We start from the raw sequence: 22,781 nt of genomic DNA, 5'->3' as shown, positions 1-22,781 counted from the left end.
TCCCGAAGTGCGCGCCGGCGGGAAGGCCCAGGCCGTGAGCAGAAGGTGCCGGCTCACGACTGGATTCCGAGGAACGCGGACAGGACGCGGGCGGAGTACGCGCCATCATGCACGGCGGCCACGAACGCCGGTCCGCGGGCGGCGATCTCGCGATAATGATCAGGCCGCTCCAGGACATCGCGCAGCACCGCACCCAGCGTCGCCGGTGTCGCGGACACTACCGGCACGTCCAACCCCGTCACCTCTCGCACGTGGTCGCGCACCTGGTCGTGCACATGCGCGATGACGAGCCGGCCCGCAGCCATCGCCTCGACGGATGTGACCGAGTACATGCCCAGCGCGAACTGTTCCAGCACGACATCCGCGTCCGCGTACAGTCCCGGCATCCCGTCGGCGGGGGTCTTCTCCACGCGCCGATAGTCGATCTCGCCGGCGGTGTGCAACGCGCGCACCACGGGTTCGATCAGATTCGTGCCCTTCACGAGTGGATTGGTCGGGGCGTGCAGCACGATGGGGACGGAACGCTCGAGCACGGGTGCGTTCGTCGCCCAGCGACGCCGGTTCACGACAATCGGCAACCATGTCGACTCCGGACGGTCGAGCAGCATCTCAGGAGTGGAGACGAACACCGGCGCGCCCACACGATCCAATATCGCGTGGTTGGCGCGCGCCCGAGCTTCCAGCGCACTGACCCACTGCGGATCGGCGTGACGGAACGGTGACCACTCGTCCAGCTGGACATGGCGGCTGGGCAGGCGAATGTCCGTCCCGTGGCACACCATGCCGATCTCGACGTCCCGCTGTCGCAACCACGCGGCTTCCCTCGCGACGACCTTGTCGAATGCCTCTCCGAACAAGGAACGCTCAGCCTCGAACAGCACGTGCGTGAACCCGTACCCCACCGCGTCGCGCTGGCGCGTCCCCCACTTCCTGGAGAAGCTCCAGACGGACTCGGCTACGGCGTAGTCTGCGGGAAAGCCGTAGTCGGCATGCCCGCGGTACTGCATGTTCACGGCACCGACCCCGTCCAGCCGCTCGGCTGCGCGCGCCCAGGCGTAGCCCTGCGCAGCGAAGTTCGCCGGTCCGATGAAGAGCCTGACCGGGGTTTCCGGCGCCGTCACCGGCGGCGGCACGCTCGCCGGGTCATAGCGCGATGCGCGAGGAAGCAACCGCACGCTCAGGGCCTCAGGCAGTCGTGCGCGGAGCAGTCGTGCGGCGATGCGGCCCTTCGACTGCAGGCCCGCGGTGAGGGCTGGCACCCTCACACCAGACCCGCCAGCTGCGCCTGCAGCGCGAACTCGCGATTCGCCGCCACTACCTCGTCGAACGACCCCGACTCCTCGACGCGCCCTTCCTTCATGAACAGGATCTGGTCGAAGGAGCGGATCGTCGACAGTCGATGCGCCACGGCGATGACGGTGACTTGACCTTGCAGCCCCTGGATCGCGGCGGCGACATCGGACTCTGTCTTGGTGTCCAGAGCGCTCGTCGCCTCGTCGAGGACGAGGATCAGCGGGTCGGAGTACAGCGCCCGTGCTATGCCCAACCGCTGACGCTGGCCGCCGGAGAGCGTGAGCCCCCGCTCGCCCACGCGCGAACTGAGGCCACCTTCACGCTGCTGGATCACGTCCCACAGCTGCGCGCGGCGCGCGGCATGCTCGGCCCGCTCGAGATCCACGTCCTTCCCCCATGTCAGGGCGATGTTCTGCGCGATCGTTCCATCGAAGAGCGTGACGTCCTGCGGCACGTAGCCGACGTGCGAGCGCCACGCCCCGAGCACATCTTCCAGCTGCAATCCGTCGATCGTGAGCACACCCTCGGTGGGAGTGATGAGTCCAAGCAACAGGTCCACCAGCGTCGACTTGCCGGCCCCCGAAGAGCCGGCGATACCCACGGTGGAGCCCATCGGGATGTCGATCGTGACGCCAGATACCGCGGGCACCGCGGCCTTCGGGTAGGTGAAGCCGACATCGTGGAACGACAGCAGCCGTGGGGCTCGGGGAAGCGGCTGCTTACCGAGATGCTCCTGGGCCCGAAGATATTCCTCGCTCGTCTCGATGTCGCTGATCACGGCATCCGCATACGGCGCTGCGGTGACGGTGCGGGTGATCACCGCCTGGAATCCGGTCAGCGCAGGCACGAGACGGAATCCAGCGATTCCGAACAGCGCGATCGCCGCGATTGCCCCCTCCATTCCATCCAACGCGAACGCGAGACCGCCGGTGAGGAGAAAACCGCCGATGATGGCCGCGTCGAACACGAATCGAGGTACCGCCGAGAGGAAGCTGACGTTGGCGCGAGCCCGCGACGTCAAGGCGCGCTGGTCTCGGACGACCGCCTCCACCTCGTCTGCCTTGCCCCGCAGCGTGATCTCCTTGAGCGAGGCGACCATCCCCGAGATCAGTGCGGCGACCTTAAGCGCGGAGTCCCGCGCAACGCGGCCCGCCTGCCGGGTCTTGGACCCCAGGACCGCGTACTGCAGCGCGGCGATGCCGCCGAGGTAAACGACAGTGATGAGCGCTGTGAGCGGCTGCGCGAAGACGATGACACCCGCGACACCGACAGAGGTCACGACGAGCCCAGGGAGCGTGGTGATAGGCAGCAGGAAGCCCGCGATGACATTCGCGATACCGGTGTCCGCCATCTGCACGATCTGGGCCGTATTGCGGCCGAGGCGCTCGGTCCAGGGGGCGCGGATGTAGGCGGAGAAGAGGCGTCCGCCGACAGCCAGCTCGTAGGAGGCGAACCTCCGCGTCGCGATCCACTGCAGACCCACGTTGGCCGCAGACTTACCGACCACGAGGATCGACAACACGACGATCATCCACGGCACGGCGCTCTCGGGCACCGTGCCCACGATCGGGAGACTCACGGTGTTGCCCGCCGCTGCCGCGGCGAGGGTCAGCGCGAGGAGCATGAGAGCGACCACGTCGACGACGGCGAGGACCGCCGTCACGCCGCAGTACCAGAGCAGGAACCGGCGCGCCGACGCCGGGAGATACGGCATCAGCCGTCGCAGGGTGGAGGCGATGAGCTTCATGGGTCAGAGGGCGATGGACTCGCCGGTCCTCGCGGAATCCACTGCCGCCTCGGCGACGGCAAGGGCCCGCTGCCCCTGAGCCATCGCGACGACATCGTTGTCCTTGCCCAGCACCGCGTCGCGGAACGCCTCGAGCTCCACTCGCAGGGGCTCGCGCTTGGCGAACGCGTATCGGGTGACATCGCCTTCCGAGACCCCCCGGAACGAGGACACCGACTCCCACTCCAGGGGGATCGTGCCGTTCGCGAAGAACGTCAGGTCGCCGGTGGCGGTGTCCGCGACGAACGCGCCCTTCTCCCCGGTGACCACCGTGACGCGCTCCTTCATGGGGCTCAGCCAGTTCACGAGGTGGTTGACGATTGCTCCGCACTCCAGGCGGCCAGTGATCGCGATCATGTCCTCGTGCTCACGACCGCTCTGGAAGGCGGTCTGCGCGAACACCAGCCGGTAGTCGCTCTGCGCGACCCACGCGGTCAGGTCGATGTCGTGCGAGGCCAGGTCCTTGGCGACGCCGACGTCGGCGATGCGGGACGGGAAGGGGCCCTGGCGCCGCGTCGCGATCTGATAGACCTCGCCGAGGTCGTCCGCCTCCAGCCGGCGCCGAAGCTCCTGCAATGCCGGGTTGAACCGTTCGATATGACCGACGGCACCGACCAGTCCCGCCGTCTCGAACGCGTCGACCATGCGCTGACCGGCGTCGAGGGAGTGCGCGATGGGCTTCTCGACCAGCGTGTGCACACCGGCTGCCGCGAGCTTCAGCGCCGCTTCTTCGTGGAAGCGGGTCGGAACCGCGACCACCGCGATGTCGATGCCCGCGCCGATCAGCGCGTCGATGTCGGGCAGAATGCCGAGGCCGCCGGCGACCCCGTGCGGGTCACCACCCGGGTCCGCGATCGCGACCAGCTCGACGCCATCCACCTCGCGCAACACGCGGGCGTGGTGACGGCCCATCATGCCGACACCGAGCAGGCCGGCGCGCAGGGCGGCCATCAGGCGCCCGCCCCGACGACGGCGTTGACCGCCGCGACGATCCGGTCCAGATCCGCGGCGGACAGCGAGGGATGCACCGGCAACGACGCGACCTCGCGCGCGGCCCTCTCCGTCTCGGGCAGATCGAGGCCCGGGGCGTACGGCGCGAGCGAGGGCAGGCAGTGGTTCGGGATCGGGTAGTAGACGCCGGCTCCCACATTGTGCTCGTCCTTGAGCGCCTGCACGAAACCGTCGCGGTCATCGGCGACGCGGATCGTGTACTGGTGGTACACGTGCACGGCGCCGTCGGCGACGGGCGGTACGACGACACCCTCCAGATGTGCATCCAGGAAGGCTGCGTTCCGTTGGCGGGTGGTCGTCCAGGCATCGACCTTCGTCAGCTGCACACGGCCGATGGCCGCGTGGATGTCGGTCATGCGGGCATTGAAGCCCACGACCTCGTTCTCGTACTGGCGCTCCATGCCCTGGTTGCGCAGCAGCCTGACCATGCGGGCGATCTCCGGCGACCCCGCGGTGACCATGCCCCCCTCCCCGCTGGTCATGTTCTTCGTCGGGTACAGCGAAAACATCGCGAAGTCGCCGAACGTCCCCACGGGGCTGCCGTCCAGCGCCGCACCGTGCGCCTGCGCCGCATCCTCGTACAGAGCGATGCCGTGCTGACGGGCGATCTTCCCCAGTTCCCGCATGCGCGCGGGATGCCCGTACAGGTGGACCGCCAGGATCCCCTTGGTCTTATCGGTGATCGCCTTCTCGACAGCGGCGGGATCGAGAGTGAACGTGTCCGGCTCGATGTCGACGAAAACAGGCACCGCACCGGCGAGCGCGACAGAATTGCCGGTCGCTGCGAAGGTGAACGAGGGCACGATGACCTCGTCGCCGGGTCCGACTCCCGCAGCCAGCAGGCCCAGGTGCAGGCCGGACGTACCGGAGTTCACCGCGACGGTGGTCCGTCCACCGACGAAATGGTCGGCGAACTCCTGCTCGAACGCCGCCACCTCCGGCCCTTGTGCGACCATGCCGCTGCGCAGCACTCGATCGACCGCGTGGCGCTCTTCGTCGCCGATGATGGGTTTGGCCGGCGGGATGAACTCGCTCACTCGGACTCCTCTGACGGGTTGTTGTGTGTGTCGGTGTTCCGGGCGCCCGTGGCCGGCGCCCGGCGCGCGATCTCCGACACGACATCGGATGCACGATCGGCAACGGCGCTCAACGAGAGGTTCTCCCGAGCCCACTCGGCACGCTGCGCGCGGCGGTGTTCCGTCTCACCGCTGGATTGCTCCTCGAGCAGCTGCCGCATGCCTTCGGCGACGTCCTCCACCGCGAAGCCCACCGCCGTGCCGAGTCCGGCGCTCGTGATGAGATCCCCGCCCTCGACGGGTCCGGCGAAGAGCACTGGCGTTCCCGTGGCCGCCGCCGCGTAGGTCTTCGTGGGCCGGGCGAAGTCGTATCCGATGCCGGGCACGATGCTTACGAGCGCAGCGACCGCGCCCCTGATCCAGGCCGCCGACTCGCGGGGGCTGATGACCCCACCGAAATCGACCCGTCCGGGGACGAGCGCCGCAGCGAGGTCGCGCAGCCGGGCCTCGACGGCGCCCTGACCGAAGAACTTGAGCCGGAGGTCGGGATGACCGTCGACGATCGATGCGAAGGCTCGGATGAAGACGTCGGGTTGCTGCCATTCCGACATCGTCCCGGTGTAGACGAAGTACCTCTGCTCGGGCGAGGCCGGTGCGACCTCGGGGGTGAACACCGACGTGTCGATCCCGTTGCCGATCGTCGCCACGCGCGAGCGGTCGGCGCCGAGCATCACGAGCCGGTCGGACACCTCCTCGCTGACGGACAGGATGCCGCGAGCCCGGCGGAGGACGAGCTGCTCGAGGCCGCGGATGACGGAGATCACCGCCCGGGGCGCGCCCATCGAGATGACGCCGTCGGTCCAGACGTCGGCTGCGTAATACACCACCGGGCGGCGCTTGAGCAGCGCGACGACCGTGGCTACGAAGCCGGTCGTCGGGGGCGACTCGGCCACGACGACGTCGAAGCGGCGCAGGAGCAGGCGTACGACGAGCGGCAGGTCGAAGCTCAGATACTGGAGGTATCCGCGCACGTTGCCGCCGCGATCGCGCAGCACCGGCCACCGTCGCACACGCACGTCGGTGGGGTCTTCGACGGCCGGTGCGGCCGCCGGGGGGCGCGTGCTCAGCACGTTCACGACGAACCCTCGCCGCGCGAGCGATCCAGCCAGCGCACCCAGTCGGAAGGCTCCCGCGCTGACCTCCGGCGGGAACAACCGGCTGACGATGATCACACGCGTCATCGCGGGTGTCTTTCCGTCGGCGGCGGGAGGCATTTCGATCAACTCTATCGAACGCCGCGAAGCTCTCAGCGGGCGCATGCCGTGATCCTCCACAGCGACGCGCGCTCGCTCCCCGCAACCAGTTCGAAGCCGTCCCGGGTGTCGAACCCGGTCATGCCGGGCATGAGGTAGCGTCCCGGTGCCTGCTCGCCAGGGCCGAAATCGAGGACGTAGTCGGGGTCGCCGTATTGTGCGAGGGCATCGCACACCGCCGCGTCGTCCGCGGCATCCCGCAGGCTCGCGGCGAGGATGTTCCATGCCTCGTGCCGCGGTGGGGACCACGTGCGGGGATACACGTCGAGACCGCTGAGCATGTAACCGAACGCGCCGCCGGTGGACGGGTTCACCAGAACCCGCGCATCCTCCGCCACATACCGGGGCAGCTCCTCGAGGAGCTCGCGCTCAGAGGGGTCGAGATAGGAGGTCTCGTCCTCGGCGTAGCGCGACTCGATGTCGAAGGTGCTCTCCACGACCTCAGGCATCTGCTGCACCGGCCGGACGGCGATGCCGACCACCAGCAACGCCGCGAGCACTCCATAGGTCAGCCATTCGGCCCGTCGCCGGTCGGAGAGGAAGTGGGTCGTCCACCCTGCGACCGTCGCCGCCCCTATCGCGGCCAGGGGGATCACCACGAGGGGTACGAGCGCGACGATGCGGTACGGGTCCGCGTACCAGGCGCCGAGCAGCAGGGACCGCACGCCGACGTGATCGATCGACGCGACGGCGACGTACAGCGCGGCGACGGCCAGCCACGCGGCGACGAGCCAGCGCAGGCGCGGCTTCCGGCATGCGGTGACGAGACCCACCACCATCAGCGCGCTCACGAGTACGGCTGGGGGCAGCCGCAGGTGGGTGTTCAACGCGAGGTCGGCCAGAACCTCGGCGTTTCCGCGGAAGGGGCCCCAGTGGGCTCCGCTCGTGGACGTGGAGAGGAGGTACCACACCGCAGCGAGAGCGATCCACATCGCCGCGACGGCGAGCAGAGACAGGATGCCGCGCCGCCTGCCCAGCGTGGTGAAGGTCGCCCAGGTCAGGGACAGGAGCCCGAACGCCAGCAACCCGGCAGGTTGTGCGACGCCGATCGCCCCGATGCACAGGAGGACCAGCAGCGCCGCAGCAACCCCGGCCCGCCAGCCGCGCGGCCATCCTCCCCTCCCCCGCACCCATGCCGGCACTGTGATGACGGCCGACACCGCGGCGGGCAGCAGAGCGGTCGACAGCGCGTTCGGGTACAGCACCCCCCACTGGAACATGAGCATCGGGAACGCGTGCAGAGCGCCGGCGAGCAGGCCGGCAGCCGCAGCGACGGCATCGTCACCGGTGGCGGCACGCGCGAGCAGGGCGATGCCGGCGGGCCAGATGAGCCCGGCGATGACCATCGCCACGGCGTTGGCGGCCACAGGGATGCTCGCCCCCGTCATCATCACGACCAGCGAGGTGATGCCGTGCCATCCCCCCGGATAGAACCCCCGGCCCCCGATCACCCCGCTGACGTGCAGGGATGACGCGGACTGCGTCTCCAGGATGAAGCGGATCGCGTTGAGGTGGAAGACCGCATCGTTGGTCTGTGAGATCCCGTCGGGAGACTGGATGTACAGGAGGAGTCTGACGACGAGCGTCCCGCCCGCCGCGATGCCGGCGACGACGAGCGCGGTTCGTGGCCGAGCGACGAGCCGCGCGGGTGACGGCCTGAGGTTCAGCGTCCGCCCGGCCACCGCCGCCGCGGCGACCAGCACCACGCATCCGGCGAGGAACACCAGCGGCGTCCACGGGAGACCGAGAAGCTCGACTGCGACCGCGAGCCCTCCGACGATGACCGTTCCGACGACCGGAGCAAGTCCCCACAGGCGCAGTCCGCGCAGCCCCAGCAGCAGCAGCACCGCGGCGCCGGGGACGAAGACGACCGCCGCGGCGACCAGGAAAACCGGGACAGCCGCGATCCAGTCGTCCATCACGACTCGACCAGGGAGATGGCACCCTCCACGGGGCCGTCGTAGACGACCTCCCCCTTGTTCATGACGATGCCGCGGCTGCACAGCTCGCGCACCATCTCCATGTCGTGGCTGACGACGACGAGCGTCTTCTGCTGCGCGATGAGCTCTTGGAACTTCAACCGGCACTTCTCGCGGAACGGCGCGTCGCCGACCGACAGGATCTCATCCACGAGCAGCACATCGAGCTCGACGTGGATCGCGACGGAGAACGCCAGACGCATGAACATGCCGGAGGAGTAGTGCTTGACCTCCTGGTCGATGAACGGCTCGATCTCGCTGAAGGCGACGATCTCGTCGTAGCGTGCGGCGATCTCCTTGCGGCTCATTCCGAGGATCGCGGCGTTCAGGAAGACGTTCTCCCGACCGGAGAGCTCGGGGTGGAACCCCGCTCCCACCTCGATCAGGCCCGCGACTCGGCCCCGCGTGAGAACCTCCCCGCCGTCGGGCTGCATGACGCCGGAGATCAGCTTGAGCAGAGTCGACTTGCCGGAGCCGTTCAGCCCCAGGATCGCCACCGACTCACCCTCGTTGATGACGAGATCGACGCCGTTGAGCGCGTGGAACACACTCGTGGTCTTGCGGCCGCGCAACGTCGCGACCACGGTGTCCTTGAGCGAGTGGGCGTGATGCAGAAGGAAGGTCTTGTGAGCCCGCTGCACGACGATGCTGGGCTTGAGAGAGGTCGTAGTGCTCATAGATCCTGCGCGAACCTTCCCTCGAGGCGGCGGAAGACCAGCTGGCCGACGAAGAACACGACAAGACCGATGAGGAAAGCCCACAGCGTGTTGATGCCCAGATCGGGCGCCAGTGGCATGTCTGCGACAACCGGCGAGGTCGACCGGGAGGTGTCAGTGACGGGGTACCAGAAGGCGTAGTGGAAGAGCTCGACCGCCTGCGTGATGGGGTTCAGCAGGTACAGCTCGGTGAGCCAGTCCAATCCCACCGTGCGGGCTGCCTGCGCCACCATCGTCCAGTGATACAGGACCGGTGAGGCCCACGTCGCCAGCAGGAGCAGGAGCTCCACGATGTTCTCGGCATCGCGGAACCGCACGTTCACGGCGCCGAAGAACAGGCCGAGACCCAGCGCGAACAGCAGGATCAGGATGACGGCGGCGAAGATCGCGAGGACCTGCAGGATCGACACCTGGACGATCCAGCCCATGAAAAGGCACACGACCAGGAGCAGGGCCACCTGGGGGAGGAAGTGAACGAAAGCCACGACGACGGCCGACACGGCGAAGAGCTGGCGGGGCAGGAAGACCTTGCGCACGAGCGGAGCGTTGCCGACGATCGAAGTGGTCGCGTTCTTGAATGCCTCGCTGAAGAGGTTGATGACGACGATGCCGCTGAAGAGGTAGACCGCGTAGTTGGGGATCCCGCGGTTGAGGTCCAGGAACAGCCCCATGACGGCCCAGAACACCAGGAACTGCGCCGCCGGGCGCACGTACGACCATGTCCAGCCCAGCACCGAGTTGCGATACCGGGTCGTCACGCCGGTCCGGATCAGGAGCCGCAACAGGTAGTGCCAGCGGAAGACATCCAGGAGACCGCGGCTGCGCCCGGGGACGTCGAACTCGGCGCGCGGCACGGCGGCGAAGGGGTCGGGTGTGTTGCTCACGGTCGATCGTTCTCGGGGCGGATTCGCCGGGTACCAGCGAACCGGGCCAGTCTAGTCGACCACTTCCTGTGCCCCCGGTGGACGGCGACCTCGGTCACCTCAGCATCGCTGGAACTTGCCCACTGAGGCGTTCATGACGCCCACACCGCCCACGAGGGTGAAGGCCGATCCGCCATTGCGCAGCATGAAGTCGGCAGTCTCGCCCGTCACGCACCCGCCCCTGTTGACGAAGATGGGAACGCCGCGCTCCGCGGCCAGCACTGCCCCGGTCAGGGCATCGGGAAAGTCTCGCCCTGTCGCCAGAACCATCGACCGGGTGCCTTCGCCGAAGGACGCGCTGTTGAGTGCCGCGTTCGTGGCAAAGCGGTCGATGCCGCCGTACCGCTGGACTGCGAGCCCCCGAGAGCTCAACTGGTCGGCGATGCCCTTCGAAACAGCGCCTTCCGCGCCGGCGATGACGACATCCTTCGCCCCCAGAGCGGTGAGGGTCCGCAGCGTCTGGTCGTCGACCCGGCCGGTCTCGCCCTTGACGAGGATGACCGGAGCGCCGCGGTGGCCGGCGATCGCGGCCGCACCGAGTGCGTCCGCGAAGTCTCTACCCGTCGCGACGTAGACAGTGAGCGCTGATCGAAATTGCGCCGCGATCATGCGGGCGGTCTCGTATCGGTCGGCGCCCCCGATCCGGTCAACGGTCAGCGTGGAACCAAGAAGCGTGCGTAACCGGTCCGGCATCCCCGCGTCAAGGACCCCCGTGCCGCCGACGAGCACGACATTCTGCGGCGCGAGCCGTTTCAGCTCCGCCGCAGTCGAGGCGGGCAGGGCACCCGAGCGGGTGAGGAGCAGGGCGGCGTCCTCCGCAGCGGCGAGCGGGGCTGCCGCGAGCGCGTCCGCGAAGTCCGTCCCGACGACCAGGTACACCGTGCCGACGCCCTTCGGGAACGAGGTCCGGGATACCGCGACAGCGGTCTCGTAACGGTCTTGGCCGTCCAACCGGTCGGACGCGAATCCCCGAGCCGACACGCTCGCCGAGGTGCTCTGGGACTTCTCTGCGCCGAAGTGCGCGGAGACCGTGACGGAGATGCGCGTGGTGGCATCGTCGTTCGTGACGCGGTACGTCGATGCGGTGGCTCCCGCGATGGCCCGGCCGTCGCGGTTCCATTGGTAGGAGAACGACGTCGGCTTGGGAGTCCACGTGCCGGTCGCGGCCGTCAGGATCTGGCCGGATGCGGCGTTCCCACTGATCGTCGGCGTGCCGGGCACCACGGTGAAGGTGGCGAGATACTTCGTCGTCACCCACATCTGCGCGCCGTTGATGCTGGCCCTCGTCCACGCCCCGTAAGTGCCGGAGGCCTGCACGACGGTGCCCTTCGCCAGGCTCACCGCTCCGGTGCCGCACGCGGTCGTCGGCGCACCGCGGGCATTGAGGGAGTCCGCCGTCACGACGAGTCGATCGCCGCGCGGGGCGACCTCCGTCCCGGGTGGGACGGTGCACGGCGGGATCTGCGCGGCGGGCGCCCCGGTGGCACCGCGGAACCACTGCGCGTAGTAGTTGTAGAAGTTCCGGTTGCCGTACGACGAGCAGTCGTCACCGGTCCCCCAGCCGGCGGCGAGCGCCGCGATGTTCGGTCGGTAAGGCGTGTAGATGTAGAGGTTCGCCGTCGCCTGGTTGTGGATGTACACCTGGGACGTGCCGCACGCGGCCTTGTCGGGGTGCCACTGGATGGTATTGACGCGGCCGGGGCGGTAGTTGTACCAGCTCGGGTTCTGCACGTAGATCTGCTGCTGCCGGGCACCCAGGTACATCTGGTTGACGAACCCGGCCGCGCGAGGGTCGCACGGAGCAGTGTCGGGGCAGCTCTGGCCGAGCGCCTTGTCGTAGTGGGTGGTGGTCGGCTTGGTGCGGGTCACCAGGCTCTGCTCCTTCTGCAGCATGACCAGGAGCACCCGCGGGCTGACCCCGCACGCCTGCCCTGCCGCGGCGATGATCTCCGCTGCGGTGGCCCGGGCTTTGGCAGGCACGGCCTTGCAGTACCGGTCGGCGGCCATCGCGGGCAGGTCGGCCCGGTAATCCTTGATGCACGCGGGTCCCCCCGCTGCCGGCACGCACGACCCACCCTTGTCGTTGAGGAACGCCTGGACCTGTGCGGCAGACATCGCCGCGCCGTCGAAGAACTCGGCGTCGCTGATGATCATTCCGCCGTCGAAGATCGATCCCTCGGCCGCTTCCGCAGGCGCCGGTGGCGCCGCCACACCCATCAGGGAGCCCGCAAGGACGCCTGCGAGCACGAATGCCGCGAGCCTGGACGTCGCCCGACGGCGCTCTCGGGTGTGAGACATGTGAACAGTGTGGCGGAAGTTGCTCGTCAACGGCAACGATTGCCCAGGACGACTGGCGTCTACAGCTCCGCGTGAAGCTGCCACACCCGTTCCGCTGCTCCGAGCCAGGAGAATGCGCGTCCCCGGTCACCGGACATCACTGCCAGTCGGGCCAGCGCCGAATCAGAGGCGAGCACCTGGGTCAGCCCATCGCGGAGCCCCTCCGCGGAGGCATCCACGAGCAGGCCTCCGTCGAGCACCACCTCGCGGTGCACGGCGCAGTCCGCCGCCACCACAGGTGTCCCCAGCGCGAGGGCCTCCACGACGAGCCACGGAAAGGCCGTGTCGGTCGCAGGAGCGATGAGAAGGGATGCGGAGCTCAGTACGGCGGCACGGTCGAAGGGTTCCAGGGCGCCCCGAACGTGGATGCGGGATTCCGGGAGCCCTGCCGTCGCCGCGAGGTCGGCGATACCCGCCACGTCCGGATCGCCGACACCCGTCACCACGACGGGCGCGCCGCCTCCCGCACGAGCGACGGCGGCGAGCGCTGCATCCCGTCCGATTTCCCGTGCGCCGTCGATGAGAACGAAAGCGGCGGGCAGGTCGAGCGAGCGCAGCCGCCCGGCGACGTCCGTCGGCACGCGGAAGCCCTCCGGCGCGGCACCGGCGATGACGCGGATGCGGCCGGCCAGCCGTGGCGCGATCTCGGAGAGCGCCGCGGCCATCGCGTGCGTGGGGACGACGACGGCGTCGGCGTACCTCTCCGCCCGTTTGAGCATCGCGCGATGCCACATCGCCTCGGGCCGCGACAGCGTCTCCGGCGCCTCCCACGCGCGCAGATCCCACAGCGTCACGACGATCTGGTGCGTCTCGTTGACGCGGTCGTGCCGCACCAGCGGGCCCATCAGCGTCGGCGAATGGATCATGCCCTTGCCGACGCCGGGCGCCACCCCCAGCTGCCAGGATGCGGCGAGTTCGCGGCGCGGCAGAGCGAGGCGCGTGACGTCGACGAGCCCGTCGACGGCCGGGTCGTCGCCGCGCGGGATGATGCCGGCCACATCCGCCCCGCGGGGGGCGGTCGCGATGAGCGCGCGGGTCAGCGCGTGCGACGCCTCCGCCAGGTCGGGAGAGGTCGGCGAGACGAGCTGATCGAGGACGACCCGGAGGGTGGCGGTCACGCGCCCGGCTCCGGCGTGGGGGTGGGGGGATGCAGCGTCGTTCGGACGAGCTCCTGGATGTACGCGTAATTCGGATCGAACTCATCGATCCCGCCGTCGGGCGTGAGCTCGATGGTGCTGACGGGGAGCTCCTTGGCCTTCAGTGCCAGGTCGACGAGGGTCGGGAGGAGCGGCTGCGGAAGGTCGGTCTCCACGACCGCGGTGCCGGCGGCGGCGACGTCCTGGAACCGCGTCAGCACGTTCTCGGGCGTGAACTGGGCGAGCATCGCCTGCTGCAGCTGCCGCTGGCGCTGCATGCGATCGAAATCGCTCGTGGTGTAGCGGGAGCGGGCGAACCACTGGGCGGTGTCGCCGTCCATGTGCTGCGGCCCGGCCTCGATCCAGCCGATCGCCCAGTCCTCCGCGGGCTGACCCGGGTATGCCGGTCCCCCGCCCTTGGGCAGGCGCTGCTCCACGGTGATGTCGACCCCGCCGAGCGCGTCGACGAGGGCGGCGAAGCCGTGCATGTCGATGAAGACGTAGTAGGGGATCTCGATGCCGAGGATCCCTTCGGCGGCGTCCTTGGTCGCCTCGATGCCGGGAGCGGATCCGTTCGCCGCGGCGTCGGGGTAGAGCTCGGTGCCGTCCTGGCACACCTCCACCTCGGTGCGCAGCTGGTTGATGCCGCTCCCCCAGCCGCATGTGGAGCTGGCAAAGCCCTCATGCCCGTCGGGGTACTTGTCCTGCATGGGTCCGGGAGAGAACGGGAAGTTCGGCATGTCGCGAGGGATGCCGGTGATCGTGACAGCGCCGGTGTCGGCGTTGACGGAGACGACCGAGATGCTGTCGAACCGCATCGAGTCGCGCCCTTCGCCGCTGTCGGCACCGAGAAGGAGGATGTTGTAGTAGCCGTCGGAGGGGGGCACCACGGGGCCGGAGACACCGAAGATCGCCCCGAGGGTGTCACGAGCGGTGCCGGCGGCCTGCGCACCCCACGCCGCACCGCTGCTCGCTCCCACCAGGAGCAGCACCGACACCGCGGCGATGCCGAAGCGGGCGACGCTGCCGGTGCGGACGAGTCGGACCAGGCGCAGCGTGTCGACGGTGAGCACGACCCACAGGACGACGTAGCCGAGGAGGAGGGCCTGGACGAGGGTGAGCGGGACCCACCGGAACCATCCGAGCCATTCCGGGAGCCACGCGCCGGAGACGATCGAGACCAGGGCGGTCGGCCACAGGAGGGCGAACAGCCCCGCCACGATGACCCCGACCCACAGCGCGAGCGTCGCGCCGAGGCCGAAGCGGCCGAGCCGGCGGCTGCCCGCGAGCACCTGGGCGGAGCCGGGCAGCAGGAAGTTGAGGACGACCAGCCACCATCCGCGGCGGGTCATGACCTGACGCGACCCGGCGTCGGGATTGCGCAGCGGCCGTGTCTCCACGACGCTCCGTGCGGCCGGGCGCGTGCGCGGCGTGGCGGTCACACTCACAGCGAGTCCTTCAGCCGCCGGCTCTTCTCCTCGACCTGCGCCTCCAGGGCACGCGCGTATGCGACCAGCCGATCGCCGAGGGCGAGGTCGGCGGTGCCGAGGATGCGCGCGGCGAGGATGCCGGCGTTCTTCGCACCATTGATCGAGACGGTCGCGACGGGGATGCCGGCGGGCATCTGCACGATGCTCAGCAGGGAGTCCATGCCGTCGAGGGTCGCCAGCTGCACCGGCACGCCGACGACGGGGAGGGAGGTGACCGAGGCGAGCATCCCGGGCAGGTGCGCGGCGCCGCCGGCGCCGGCGATGATCACCTTCAGTCCGCGGGCGCGCGCGTCGCGGCCGTAGCGGATGAGCTTGTCGGGCGTGCGGTGCGCGGAGACGACCTCCACCTCGTGCGGGACGCCGAGCTCCGCCAGCATCTGCGAGGCGTCGCTCATGACGCGCCAATCGGAGTCGGAGCCCATCACGACGCCGACCACAGGCGTCTCGGAGGAGTGCAGCGGTCGGGTCACTGCACCAGGCTAGGGCGACTGCCTGCGAGATCGCCGCAACGGCGCGGGCCTCAGTCCAGGAAGTACGCCGCCGCCGCGCGTGCTTCGTACGCGACGTCATCGAGATCGTCGCCGGCGACGTTGACGTGCCCGACCTTGCGCCCGGGGCGCGGCGCCTTGCCGTACGTGTGGACCTTGGCCCGCGGATGCTCCGCCATGGCGGGAGCGAACCGCTCGAGGAGTCCGCCCTCCTGCGGCCCGCCGAGGAGGTTGACCATGACCGACCACGGCGCCGTCGCCTCCGTCGAGCCGAGCGGGAGGTCCAGGACCGCCCGGAGGTGCTGCTCGAACTGGCTGGTCACCGCACCGTCCTGCGTCCAGTGGCCGCTGTTGTGCGGACGCATGGCGAGTTCGTTGACGAGGATGCGCTCGTCGGTCGTCTCGAACAGCTCCACCGCCAGCATCCCGGTGACGCCCAGCCCCTCTGCGATCGCGACGCCGAGGTCGGCGGCCGCCTGCCTCAGGCGCGCGCTCGCGCCGGGTGCGGGGGCGAGTACCTCGGCGCACACCCCGCCGCGCTGCACCGTCTCCACGACGGGGTAGACCGCGACGTGGCCCGACGGACGACGCGCCACCTGCTGGGCGAGCTCACGGGAGAAGTCCACGAGTTCTTCGACCAGCAGCTCCCCGCCGCGGGCGTCCTCGGCGAGCGTCGTGAACCAGTCCTGCACTTCGTGCGCCGCCGACACGACACGCACGCCCTTGCCGTCGTATCCGCCGCGCGGGGTCTTCACGACGGCGCGGCCGCCGTGGGCGTCGAGGAACGCCTGCAGCTGCGTCTCATCCGACACCGCCGCCCACTCCGGCTGCGGGGCGCCGAGTTCCTGCATGCGGCGGCGCATGACGAGCTTGTCCTGGGCGACACCGAGCGGCTCGGGACCGGGGTGCACGGACACGCCGGCGTCCACGAGCGCGGCCAGGACGTCCTGCGGCACGTGCTCGTGGTCGAAGGTGACCACGTCCACATCGCGCGCGAACGCGAGCACGGTGTCGGCATCGCGGTAATCGCCGGTGGCGGTGGCGGCAAGCGCCGCCGACATGCCCGGCTCCTCGGCGAGGACGCGCACGTCCACGCCCAGCTCGACCGCGGGGGCGATCATCATCCTCGCGAGCTGGCCGCCTCCGATGATCCCTACTCGCAGCGCCATGGGTCCCCTTCCGTCGCCCCCATTCTCGCGCAGCCCGCGGGCGCCCACGACGGCGGGCGCGCAGCGGTCACATCTGGGCGGTGGGGACGGTCGCCGGCTGAGCGTCGCGGTGCGCGAGGATCTGGTTCACCTCGACCTGGTCGACGAGCACTTCATGCACGAGCTCGACGCTCGGGACGTTGCGCAGGCGCAGGGGCGCGTCCACGCCGTTGGAGAGGATCAGCGTGCCCGCTCCCCACAGCCGCTGCAGCGGACCCCGGCGCACCTGGATCGTGTACCCGCGCATGTGCGGCAGCTCCGTGCGCTTCGTGCCGAACAGACCCGACCGCTCGATGACTCGCCGCGTCGTGATCGTGTAGGTGTGCGACCACCACGTCGCCCACGGCAGCACGGCGAGGAGGAGCACGGCGACGGCGGCCGCGGTCAGCAGCATCCAGTCCTCGAAGGGCGCACGGAGGTTGCCGTAGAAGTAGCCGACGCCACCGGCGACGGCGATGACGACGAGGGCCGACCAGAACAGCCGCCGCGCGTGCGGGCGGAAACGGGCGACGCGCAGCTCGGGCGTGGGCACACCCGGGGCGGGGGTCAGAGGCCGGCCCCCGTACGTCGTCGGAGAGGTCACGGTCCTATTGTGACGCCGGGCGCCGACATCGCGGCGCTCCCACGCGGATCAGCGGACGTGGACGACGTCACCGGCCGACACGGGAATCTCCTCGAGGCCGGTGGCCACCACGAGACGGCCGTCGCCGTCGATGCGCTGACCGCGGCCCACGAGCGTCGTCCCGTCCGGCAGCGAGACCCGGACGTCGCTGCCGAGGGTCGTGCACAGCGCCTCCACTTCGCCGAGGACCCCGGATGCGGCGGCGTCGCCGTGGGAGGAGAGCAGCGCCTGCACGTGCTCGTCGAGGGCGCGCAGGTAGTCGGCCAGGAGACGGTCGTCGTCGCACTCCAGCCCCAGCGACGCGAAGGAGACGGCGGTGGCGACGGGGAGGTCGGCGCGGGTCATCCGCGTGTTGACGCCGGCGCCCACCACGACGGCGTCGCTGTCGCCGGGGACGACCTCGGCGAGAATGCCGCAGATCTTGCCGCCGTCCACGAGCACGTCGTTGGGCCACTTCAGCGCCGCGGTGTTGCCGGTGCCGGTCAGCTGCGCCGCCACGGCGCGCGTCATGGCAGCGCCTGCGGCCAGCGGGATCCATCCGCGGGCGTGGGCGGGCAGGCCCGGTACGCGCACGAGCACCGACACGGCGAGCGCCGTTCCGGGGGCGGCCGTCCAGGCGCGGTCGAGGCGGCCGCGTCCTGCGCGCTGATCGGCGGTGACGAGCACCGACAGGTGCGGCCAGCCGGCGGTGTCCCCCTCGGCGGCGGCGAGCACATCGGCGTTGGTGGAGTCGGTGGTCTCCACGACCTGGACACGCGGGCTGACGGCGGCGGCGAGCGGGTAGCCCTCTTCGGGGATCGGCATGCCCCCACCCTAGGCGTGGCCCCGCCCTCGACCTCCGGACTTGACAGCGCCGCCGCCCGTCGTCCGAAGACAGGAGGACGCGGGGCGCCGGACCGGTCAGCGGTTGCGGAGGTCGTTGACCACAGTCCAGAGCTGCCGGTTCCCGTAACGGACCTTGTACCAGTTGCGATCCGCGTCGAGGACTTCGATCGGCACGCCCGCCGGCACGACGACGGTCATCGCCCCCGCGGGGGACGTGCGCAGCGCCGTCGCACGCACCGTCACCATCTGCTCGACGGGGTACCACGCGGCCGTTCCGAAGGACCCGTTGAAGAATTCGTAAACGGTCCGGGAGATCGCCCGCAGCGCGGCCTGCGGCGGTGCCTGATCGCCGACGATCGAGATGACATAGGTCGATTTGGGTCCCCAGACGACTCCGCTGTCACCCTGCAGGAGGCCGGAGTCGATCCACAGCGCGCCGGGCTTGGTGGCCTGGCGGACGCCTGGCGGAATGCCCGAAGCGATCCGGGAGCGCCAGATCTGTGCCGACATCAGGGTGAGGAGGTGATCCGCGTAGGGGCGGGAGATCTTCTTCGCGCCGTGGAGCCGGTCGAGCAGGAGCACGAGGTCGTTTGTCGTGGTCCGGTTGCCGGCGTAGAGCACACTCGTGCCGTAGGGCACGCTCCCGTACGTCGTCTGACTCCATCCCGAAGCGCGGATGAACGCGTTCAGGTTTCCGATGCCGATCCAATGGACGATGTCGGAATGGCACCCGTTGTCCGAGGCGTGGATCATCACGTAGACGCACGTGGAGAGATCCAGTCCGGACGGGAGCATCGTCCCCCAGGACGCTTCCCCGCGCTCGATCTTGTGCAGCACGGCCCATGCCGCATACAGCTTCATCATGCTGGCCGGTTCGCGGAGCACCCCGCCATTGACATCTGTGACGACTCCGAGCCCGTCCATCTGACGTACCGACACGGAGAAAGAACCGGGATACTGGGCCGCCGTGGCCCGGATGGCGGCATTGAGGTTCCGCTGCCGGAGATCCTTCTCCGCCGAGCAGTTCCGGTTCACCAGCACCGCGGGCCCGAGCCACGCCGGCCCGCCCACCGCCGTGACCCCGACTCTGCGGGCACTGATGTCCGCGGCAACGGCATCGGGGGTGCAGGGCTCGATCGCATAGTAGAGGGGCTGCGCGGTCGCCCCGGCCAGGGCGGCCGCGACCGTCAGATCCGGATCCGTGAAGGAATTCACGACGATCGCCCGCTGGGCCGGTGCGGTGCGCTGCCCGGCCATCAGGATGGACTGTGCATACCGGTTCGGGGCTACGAGCCGCGAGACCGTGAACCCCGCCGCACGAAGAGACTCTTCGTGTCGAGCGCTCACAGTGCCGAGACCGCCCACGATGACCGTCTTCGTGGCTCCGATCGAGCGAAGAGCCGTCAGGGTCGGCTCGTCCACAGCGACCGCACCTCTGACCAGGAGCACCCCGCGCCCGCTCGACGCAGCCGTCACCGACGCGAGGGCGGCATCGACGGTCCCTTGCCCACCGGCCAGATACACCGTGTCGATCGCTTCGCCGACGCTGGCCAATGCGATGCGCGAACTCTCATACCGATCGCCGCCGCCGTACCTGCGCACGTCAGGCGCCCAGCGCTGCAGCTGCGTGAGGACTGCGTCCTGGACGACCCCCGCGCCCCCCACGACCACGATGCGCTCCGGACTCAGCCGCGCGAGTTCGTCGGCGACGGCCGGCGGAACGGAGCCCGCCCGCACATAGAGAAGCGGTGCCTGCAGCCGCGCCGCGAGGCCCGCCGCCACGATGGCATCCGCCGGGGCGTTGCCCGCGGTGACGAGAACGGTGGCGGCTCCGCTCGGGAAGGCGTTCTGAGCGGCCGCCACGCTCGTGCCGTATCGGTCCTGGCCCGATACGCGCGATGCGTTGGGGACCGCGACGGCGTCTGGAGGGACGACCGCACGGGGGGCACTCCGCGGCTCCGGATCCACCGGGGCGGGGCGGTCGTCGGGCACCTCGTCGGTCGGCGGTGTGACTCGGTCGGGTGCCAGCGGATTCTGCGTCGGAGTCGGCGAAGGCGTCGCAGGCTCAATCCGGTCTCCGACATCCTCGGGGGCGGGCGACGCGGGCGACGGCGCCGGGGCGGGCTGCTCCTCGGTCGGCGAAGGGGACGGCGCGGGCGGAGACACGGTGGTCTCCGGCGTCGGGGCGGCCACCGCGCCGGACGACGTCGTCAAGGACGACGTGAGCGCGCACGCGACCGCCAGCAGGAGCGCGGACGCTCGTGCGACGTGGGACCTGCGGAGGGGGGATCTGTGAGTCACCGTGGCAGGACGATACTGCGAACACAGCCGACAGACGGGAGCGCCACACGCAACGTCCAAGACGAGTGGGAAACCCCATCGGTTCGACAGGAGCGTACAGCGGATGCGGTGATGACTTGTGCGCACCCTCCAACGCCGCCGAGCACCCCGCCGATAGGGTGGAACGCGTGACCGAGCAGCCCGATCTCTCCACCACCGCCGGCAAGATCGCCGACCTGCGCAGCAGGTATCAGGCCGCGGTGGTCGATCCGGAAGAGGCCGCGCGCGTCAAGCAGCACGCGAAGGGCAAGCTCACCGCGCGCGAGCGCATCGAACTGCTCGTGGACCCGGGAACCTTCGTCGAACTGGACGAGTACGTCCGCCACCGCACGACGGCCTTCGGGATGGACCGCGCGCGCCCGTACGGCGACTCGGTCGTCACCGGCACCGGCACGATCCACGGCCGCACCGTCGCGGTGTACGCGCAGGACTTCTCCACCTTCGGCGGTTCGCTCGGCGAAGTCGCCGGCGACAAGATCATCAAAGTCATGCAGTTCGCCCTGCGCGGCGGCATCCCGATCATCGGCATCCTCGATTCCGGCGGCGCCCGCATCCAGGAGGGCGTCGTCGCGCTCGGCAAGTACGGCGAGATCTTCCGTCTGAACACCGCAGCGTCCGGGGTCATCCCGCAGATCTCGATCATCATGGGGCCCGCCGCCGGCGGTGCGGTCTACTCCCCCGCCCTCACCGACTTCGTCATCATGGTCGACAAGACCAGCCAGATGTTCGTCACCGGCCCGGACGTCATCAAGACCGTCACGGGCGAAGACGTCGGCATGGAAGAGCTCGGCGGCGCCTACACGCACAACACCCGCTCGGGCGTCGCGCACTACCTCGCCGAGGACGAGGACGACGCGCTCGATTACGCCCGCACGCTCCTGGGCTTCCTGCCCGACAACAACCTCGACGAGATCCCCGTGTACGAGACGGCGTTCGAGTTCGAGACGACGGATGCGGACCGCTTCCTCAACACCGTCATCCCCGACTCCCCCAACCAGCCCTACGACATCCACTCGGTGATCTCCCACGTCGTGGACGACGGCGACTTCCTCGAGGTCCAGCCGCTGTTCGCCCCGAACATCGTGATCGGGTTCGGGCGCATCGAGGGGCGCACGGTCGGGGTCATCGCCAACCAGCCGTCGCAGATGGCCGGAACCCTCAACATCGACGCGGGCGAGAAGGCCAGCCGGTTCGTGCGCTTCTGCGACGCCTTCTCCGTCCCCATCGTCACCCTCGTCGACGTGCCGGGTTATCTCCCCGGCACCGACCAGGAGTGGACGGGCGTCATCCGCCGTGGGGCGAAGCTCCTCTACGCCTACGCCGAGGCCACGGTGCCCCTGGTCACGGTGATCCTCCGCAAGGCCTACGGCGGCGCATACATCGTGATGGGCTCCAAGCAGCTGGGCGCCGACATCAACCTCGCGTGGCCGACCGCCGAGATCGCGGTCATGGGCGGTCAGGGGGCGGTCAACATCCTCTACCGCGGCGAGATCAAGCGCGCCGAGGCGGCGGGCGAGGATGTCGCGGCCGTGCGAACGCGCCTGGCCAACGAGTACACCTACAGCGTCGCCTCCCCCTTCCTCGCCGCCGAGCGCGGCGAGCTGGACGGGATCATCGAGCCGGCCCAGACCCGCGTCGCGATCGCGAAGGCGCTGCGGGCGCTGCGGGGCAAGCGGGCGAGCCTGCCCGCCAAGAAGCACGGGAACATCCCGCTGTGACCCCCGACCCCGCCGAGGCCCCCGTGTCGCTGGACGTGCGCCGGGGCAACCCCACCGCGGACGAGCTCGCCGCCCTGCTCGCGGTTGTGAGCGAGGCGTACGCGGAGGAGTCGGCGCAGGCCACCGCCCCCGAGCCCCGCGGACGCTCCCGGTGGCGGCTGTCGGCCAGGGCAGGGCGGGTTCCCCTGTCCCGCGAGGCGGGATGGGGCGGATTCTCGGGCTGAGCTGTCCCCCGAAGGTCCCGGCGTGTCCCCCGAAGGTCCTACCCGCTGTCCCCCGAAATGCCTACAGACGAGGGGCTTGCCCCCGCCGCATACTGAATGAGCTGGAACGCATCACGCGTTCGGTCGGAACCGCTCTTCAGCCGGTTCCGATCCTGCGGGCGGTTTTCGGGTAACCGCTCGCCAGGGCGAGGGGCGGGCGGCTTCGCCGCCCCTCGCCTCCCCTCGACTCACCGATCCGGAACCTCCCCCGGCCGGATCGGTGAGTCGGGTGGGCCAGCGCCGCCACGGGCCGCCGAGAGTGCATCACCTCGCCGAACCGGCACCGGATTCGGTGCACTCTCGCCGAGACGATGCAC

The 22,781-nt window shown here is 69.8% G+C and carries 18 protein-coding genes; 2 read left to right on the top strand and 16 right to left on the bottom strand.

What is annotated here, in order from left to right:
* Nucleotides 1-53: 53 nt before the first annotated feature.
* From F6J85_RS04630 to F6J85_RS04555, 16 genes are all read right to left on the bottom strand, one after another.
* Nucleotides 54-1,259: a glycosyltransferase gene (locus F6J85_RS04630; RefSeq protein WP_150924030.1), complete on the bottom strand. Its 1,206-nt coding sequence runs from the start codon at nt 1,257-1,259 to the stop codon at nt 54-56.
* A gap of 2 nt (nt 1,260-1,261) precedes the next feature.
* The gene (locus tag F6J85_RS04625; protein ID WP_150924029.1) at nt 1,262-3,040 is read right to left on the bottom strand and encodes an ABC transporter ATP-binding protein; all 1,779 of its coding nucleotides are present in this window, start codon (nt 3,038-3,040) and stop codon (nt 1,262-1,264) included.
* 3 nt (nt 3,041-3,043) lie between these two features.
* The gene (locus F6J85_RS04620) at nt 3,044-4,030 is read right to left on the bottom strand and encodes a Gfo/Idh/MocA family protein (RefSeq protein WP_150924028.1); all 987 of its coding nucleotides are present in this window, start codon (nt 4,028-4,030) and stop codon (nt 3,044-3,046) included.
* Entirely contained in the window at nt 4,030-5,127 is a 1,098-nt protein-coding gene (locus tag F6J85_RS04615) for a DegT/DnrJ/EryC1/StrS family aminotransferase (protein WP_150924027.1), read from the bottom strand. The genes F6J85_RS04620 and F6J85_RS04615 overlap by 1 nt, the downstream gene beginning before the upstream one ends.
* Nucleotides 5,124-6,347, bottom strand: a complete 1,224-nt coding sequence (locus F6J85_RS04610) for a glycosyltransferase family 4 protein (protein WP_150924026.1) — start codon at nt 6,345-6,347, stop codon at nt 5,124-5,126. The genes F6J85_RS04615 and F6J85_RS04610 overlap by 4 nt, the downstream gene beginning before the upstream one ends.
* A 65-nt stretch (nt 6,348-6,412) precedes the next feature.
* On the bottom strand, nt 6,413-8,338 hold the full coding sequence (locus F6J85_RS04605) for a DUF6541 family protein (RefSeq protein ID WP_150924025.1): 1,926 nt from the start codon (nt 8,336-8,338) through the stop codon (nt 6,413-6,415).
* Nucleotides 8,338-9,075 carry an ABC transporter ATP-binding protein gene (locus F6J85_RS04600; RefSeq protein WP_150920789.1) on the bottom strand — a complete coding sequence of 246 codons (738 nt, stop codon included), beginning with the start codon at nt 9,073-9,075 and terminating at the stop codon, nt 8,338-8,340. Before F6J85_RS04600 ends, F6J85_RS04605 begins: the two co-directional genes overlap by 1 nt.
* The gene (locus F6J85_RS04595) at nt 9,072-9,998 is read right to left on the bottom strand and encodes an ABC transporter permease (protein WP_238707060.1); all 927 of its coding nucleotides are present in this window, start codon (nt 9,996-9,998) and stop codon (nt 9,072-9,074) included. Before F6J85_RS04595 ends, F6J85_RS04600 begins: the two co-directional genes overlap by 4 nt.
* Nucleotides 9,999-10,097: 99 nt before the next feature.
* Nucleotides 10,098-12,335 carry a cell wall-binding repeat-containing protein gene (locus F6J85_RS04590; protein ID WP_150924024.1) on the bottom strand — a complete coding sequence of 746 codons (2,238 nt, stop codon included), beginning with the start codon at nt 12,333-12,335 and terminating at the stop codon, nt 10,098-10,100.
* Nucleotides 12,336-12,394: 59 nt separating this feature from the next.
* Entirely contained in the window at nt 12,395-13,492 is a 1,098-nt protein-coding gene (locus tag F6J85_RS04585) for a glycosyltransferase (protein ID WP_150924023.1), read from the bottom strand.
* Nucleotides 13,489-14,958 (bottom strand): LCP family protein, encoded by a 1,470-nt coding sequence (locus F6J85_RS04580; protein WP_150924022.1) that lies wholly within the window; start codon nt 14,956-14,958, stop codon nt 13,489-13,491. Before F6J85_RS04580 ends, F6J85_RS04585 begins: the two co-directional genes overlap by 4 nt.
* Nucleotides 14,955-15,422 carry a 5-(carboxyamino)imidazole ribonucleotide mutase gene (gene purE, locus F6J85_RS04575; protein WP_150927186.1) on the bottom strand — a complete coding sequence of 156 codons (468 nt, stop codon included), beginning with the start codon at nt 15,420-15,422 and terminating at the stop codon, nt 14,955-14,957. Before purE ends, F6J85_RS04580 begins: the two co-directional genes overlap by 4 nt.
* Nucleotides 15,423-15,520: 98 nt before the next feature.
* On the bottom strand, nt 15,521-16,657 hold the full coding sequence (locus tag F6J85_RS04570) for a 5-(carboxyamino)imidazole ribonucleotide synthase (RefSeq protein WP_150924021.1): 1,137 nt from the start codon (nt 16,655-16,657) through the stop codon (nt 15,521-15,523).
* A gap of 67 nt (nt 16,658-16,724) precedes the next feature.
* Entirely contained in the window at nt 16,725-17,279 is a 555-nt protein-coding gene (locus F6J85_RS04565; RefSeq protein ID WP_150924020.1) for a PH domain-containing protein, read from the bottom strand.
* A 48-nt stretch (nt 17,280-17,327) separates the two neighbouring features.
* Nucleotides 17,328-18,122 carry a biotin--[acetyl-CoA-carboxylase] ligase gene (locus tag F6J85_RS04560; protein ID WP_150924019.1) on the bottom strand — a complete coding sequence of 265 codons (795 nt, stop codon included), beginning with the start codon at nt 18,120-18,122 and terminating at the stop codon, nt 17,328-17,330.
* A 96-nt stretch (nt 18,123-18,218) separates the two neighbouring features.
* Nucleotides 18,219-20,111 (bottom strand): serine hydrolase, encoded by a 1,893-nt coding sequence (locus F6J85_RS04555; RefSeq protein WP_275094070.1) that lies wholly within the window; start codon nt 20,109-20,111, stop codon nt 18,219-18,221.
* Between the two features lie 500 nt (nt 20,112-20,611).
* Here F6J85_RS04555 and F6J85_RS04550 point away from each other — a divergent pair, with 500 nt between their 5' ends.
* On the top strand, nt 20,612-22,201 hold the full coding sequence (locus F6J85_RS04550; RefSeq protein WP_191906753.1) for an acyl-CoA carboxylase subunit beta: 1,590 nt from the start codon (nt 20,612-20,614) through the stop codon (nt 22,199-22,201).
* A complete protein-coding gene (locus tag F6J85_RS04545) occupies nt 22,198-22,425 on the top strand; it encodes an acyl-CoA carboxylase subunit epsilon (RefSeq protein WP_150924017.1) in 228 nt (75 codons plus the stop codon). The genes F6J85_RS04550 and F6J85_RS04545 overlap by 4 nt, the downstream gene beginning before the upstream one ends.
* Nucleotides 22,426-22,781 lie beyond the last annotated feature (356 nt).

The organism is Microbacterium lushaniae (genome assembly GCF_008727775.1).
In the GTDB taxonomy this organism is placed as follows: domain Bacteria; phylum Actinomycetota; class Actinomycetes; order Actinomycetales; family Microbacteriaceae; genus Microbacterium; species Microbacterium lushaniae.
This window is presented reverse-complemented; position numbering and strand designations above follow the sequence as displayed.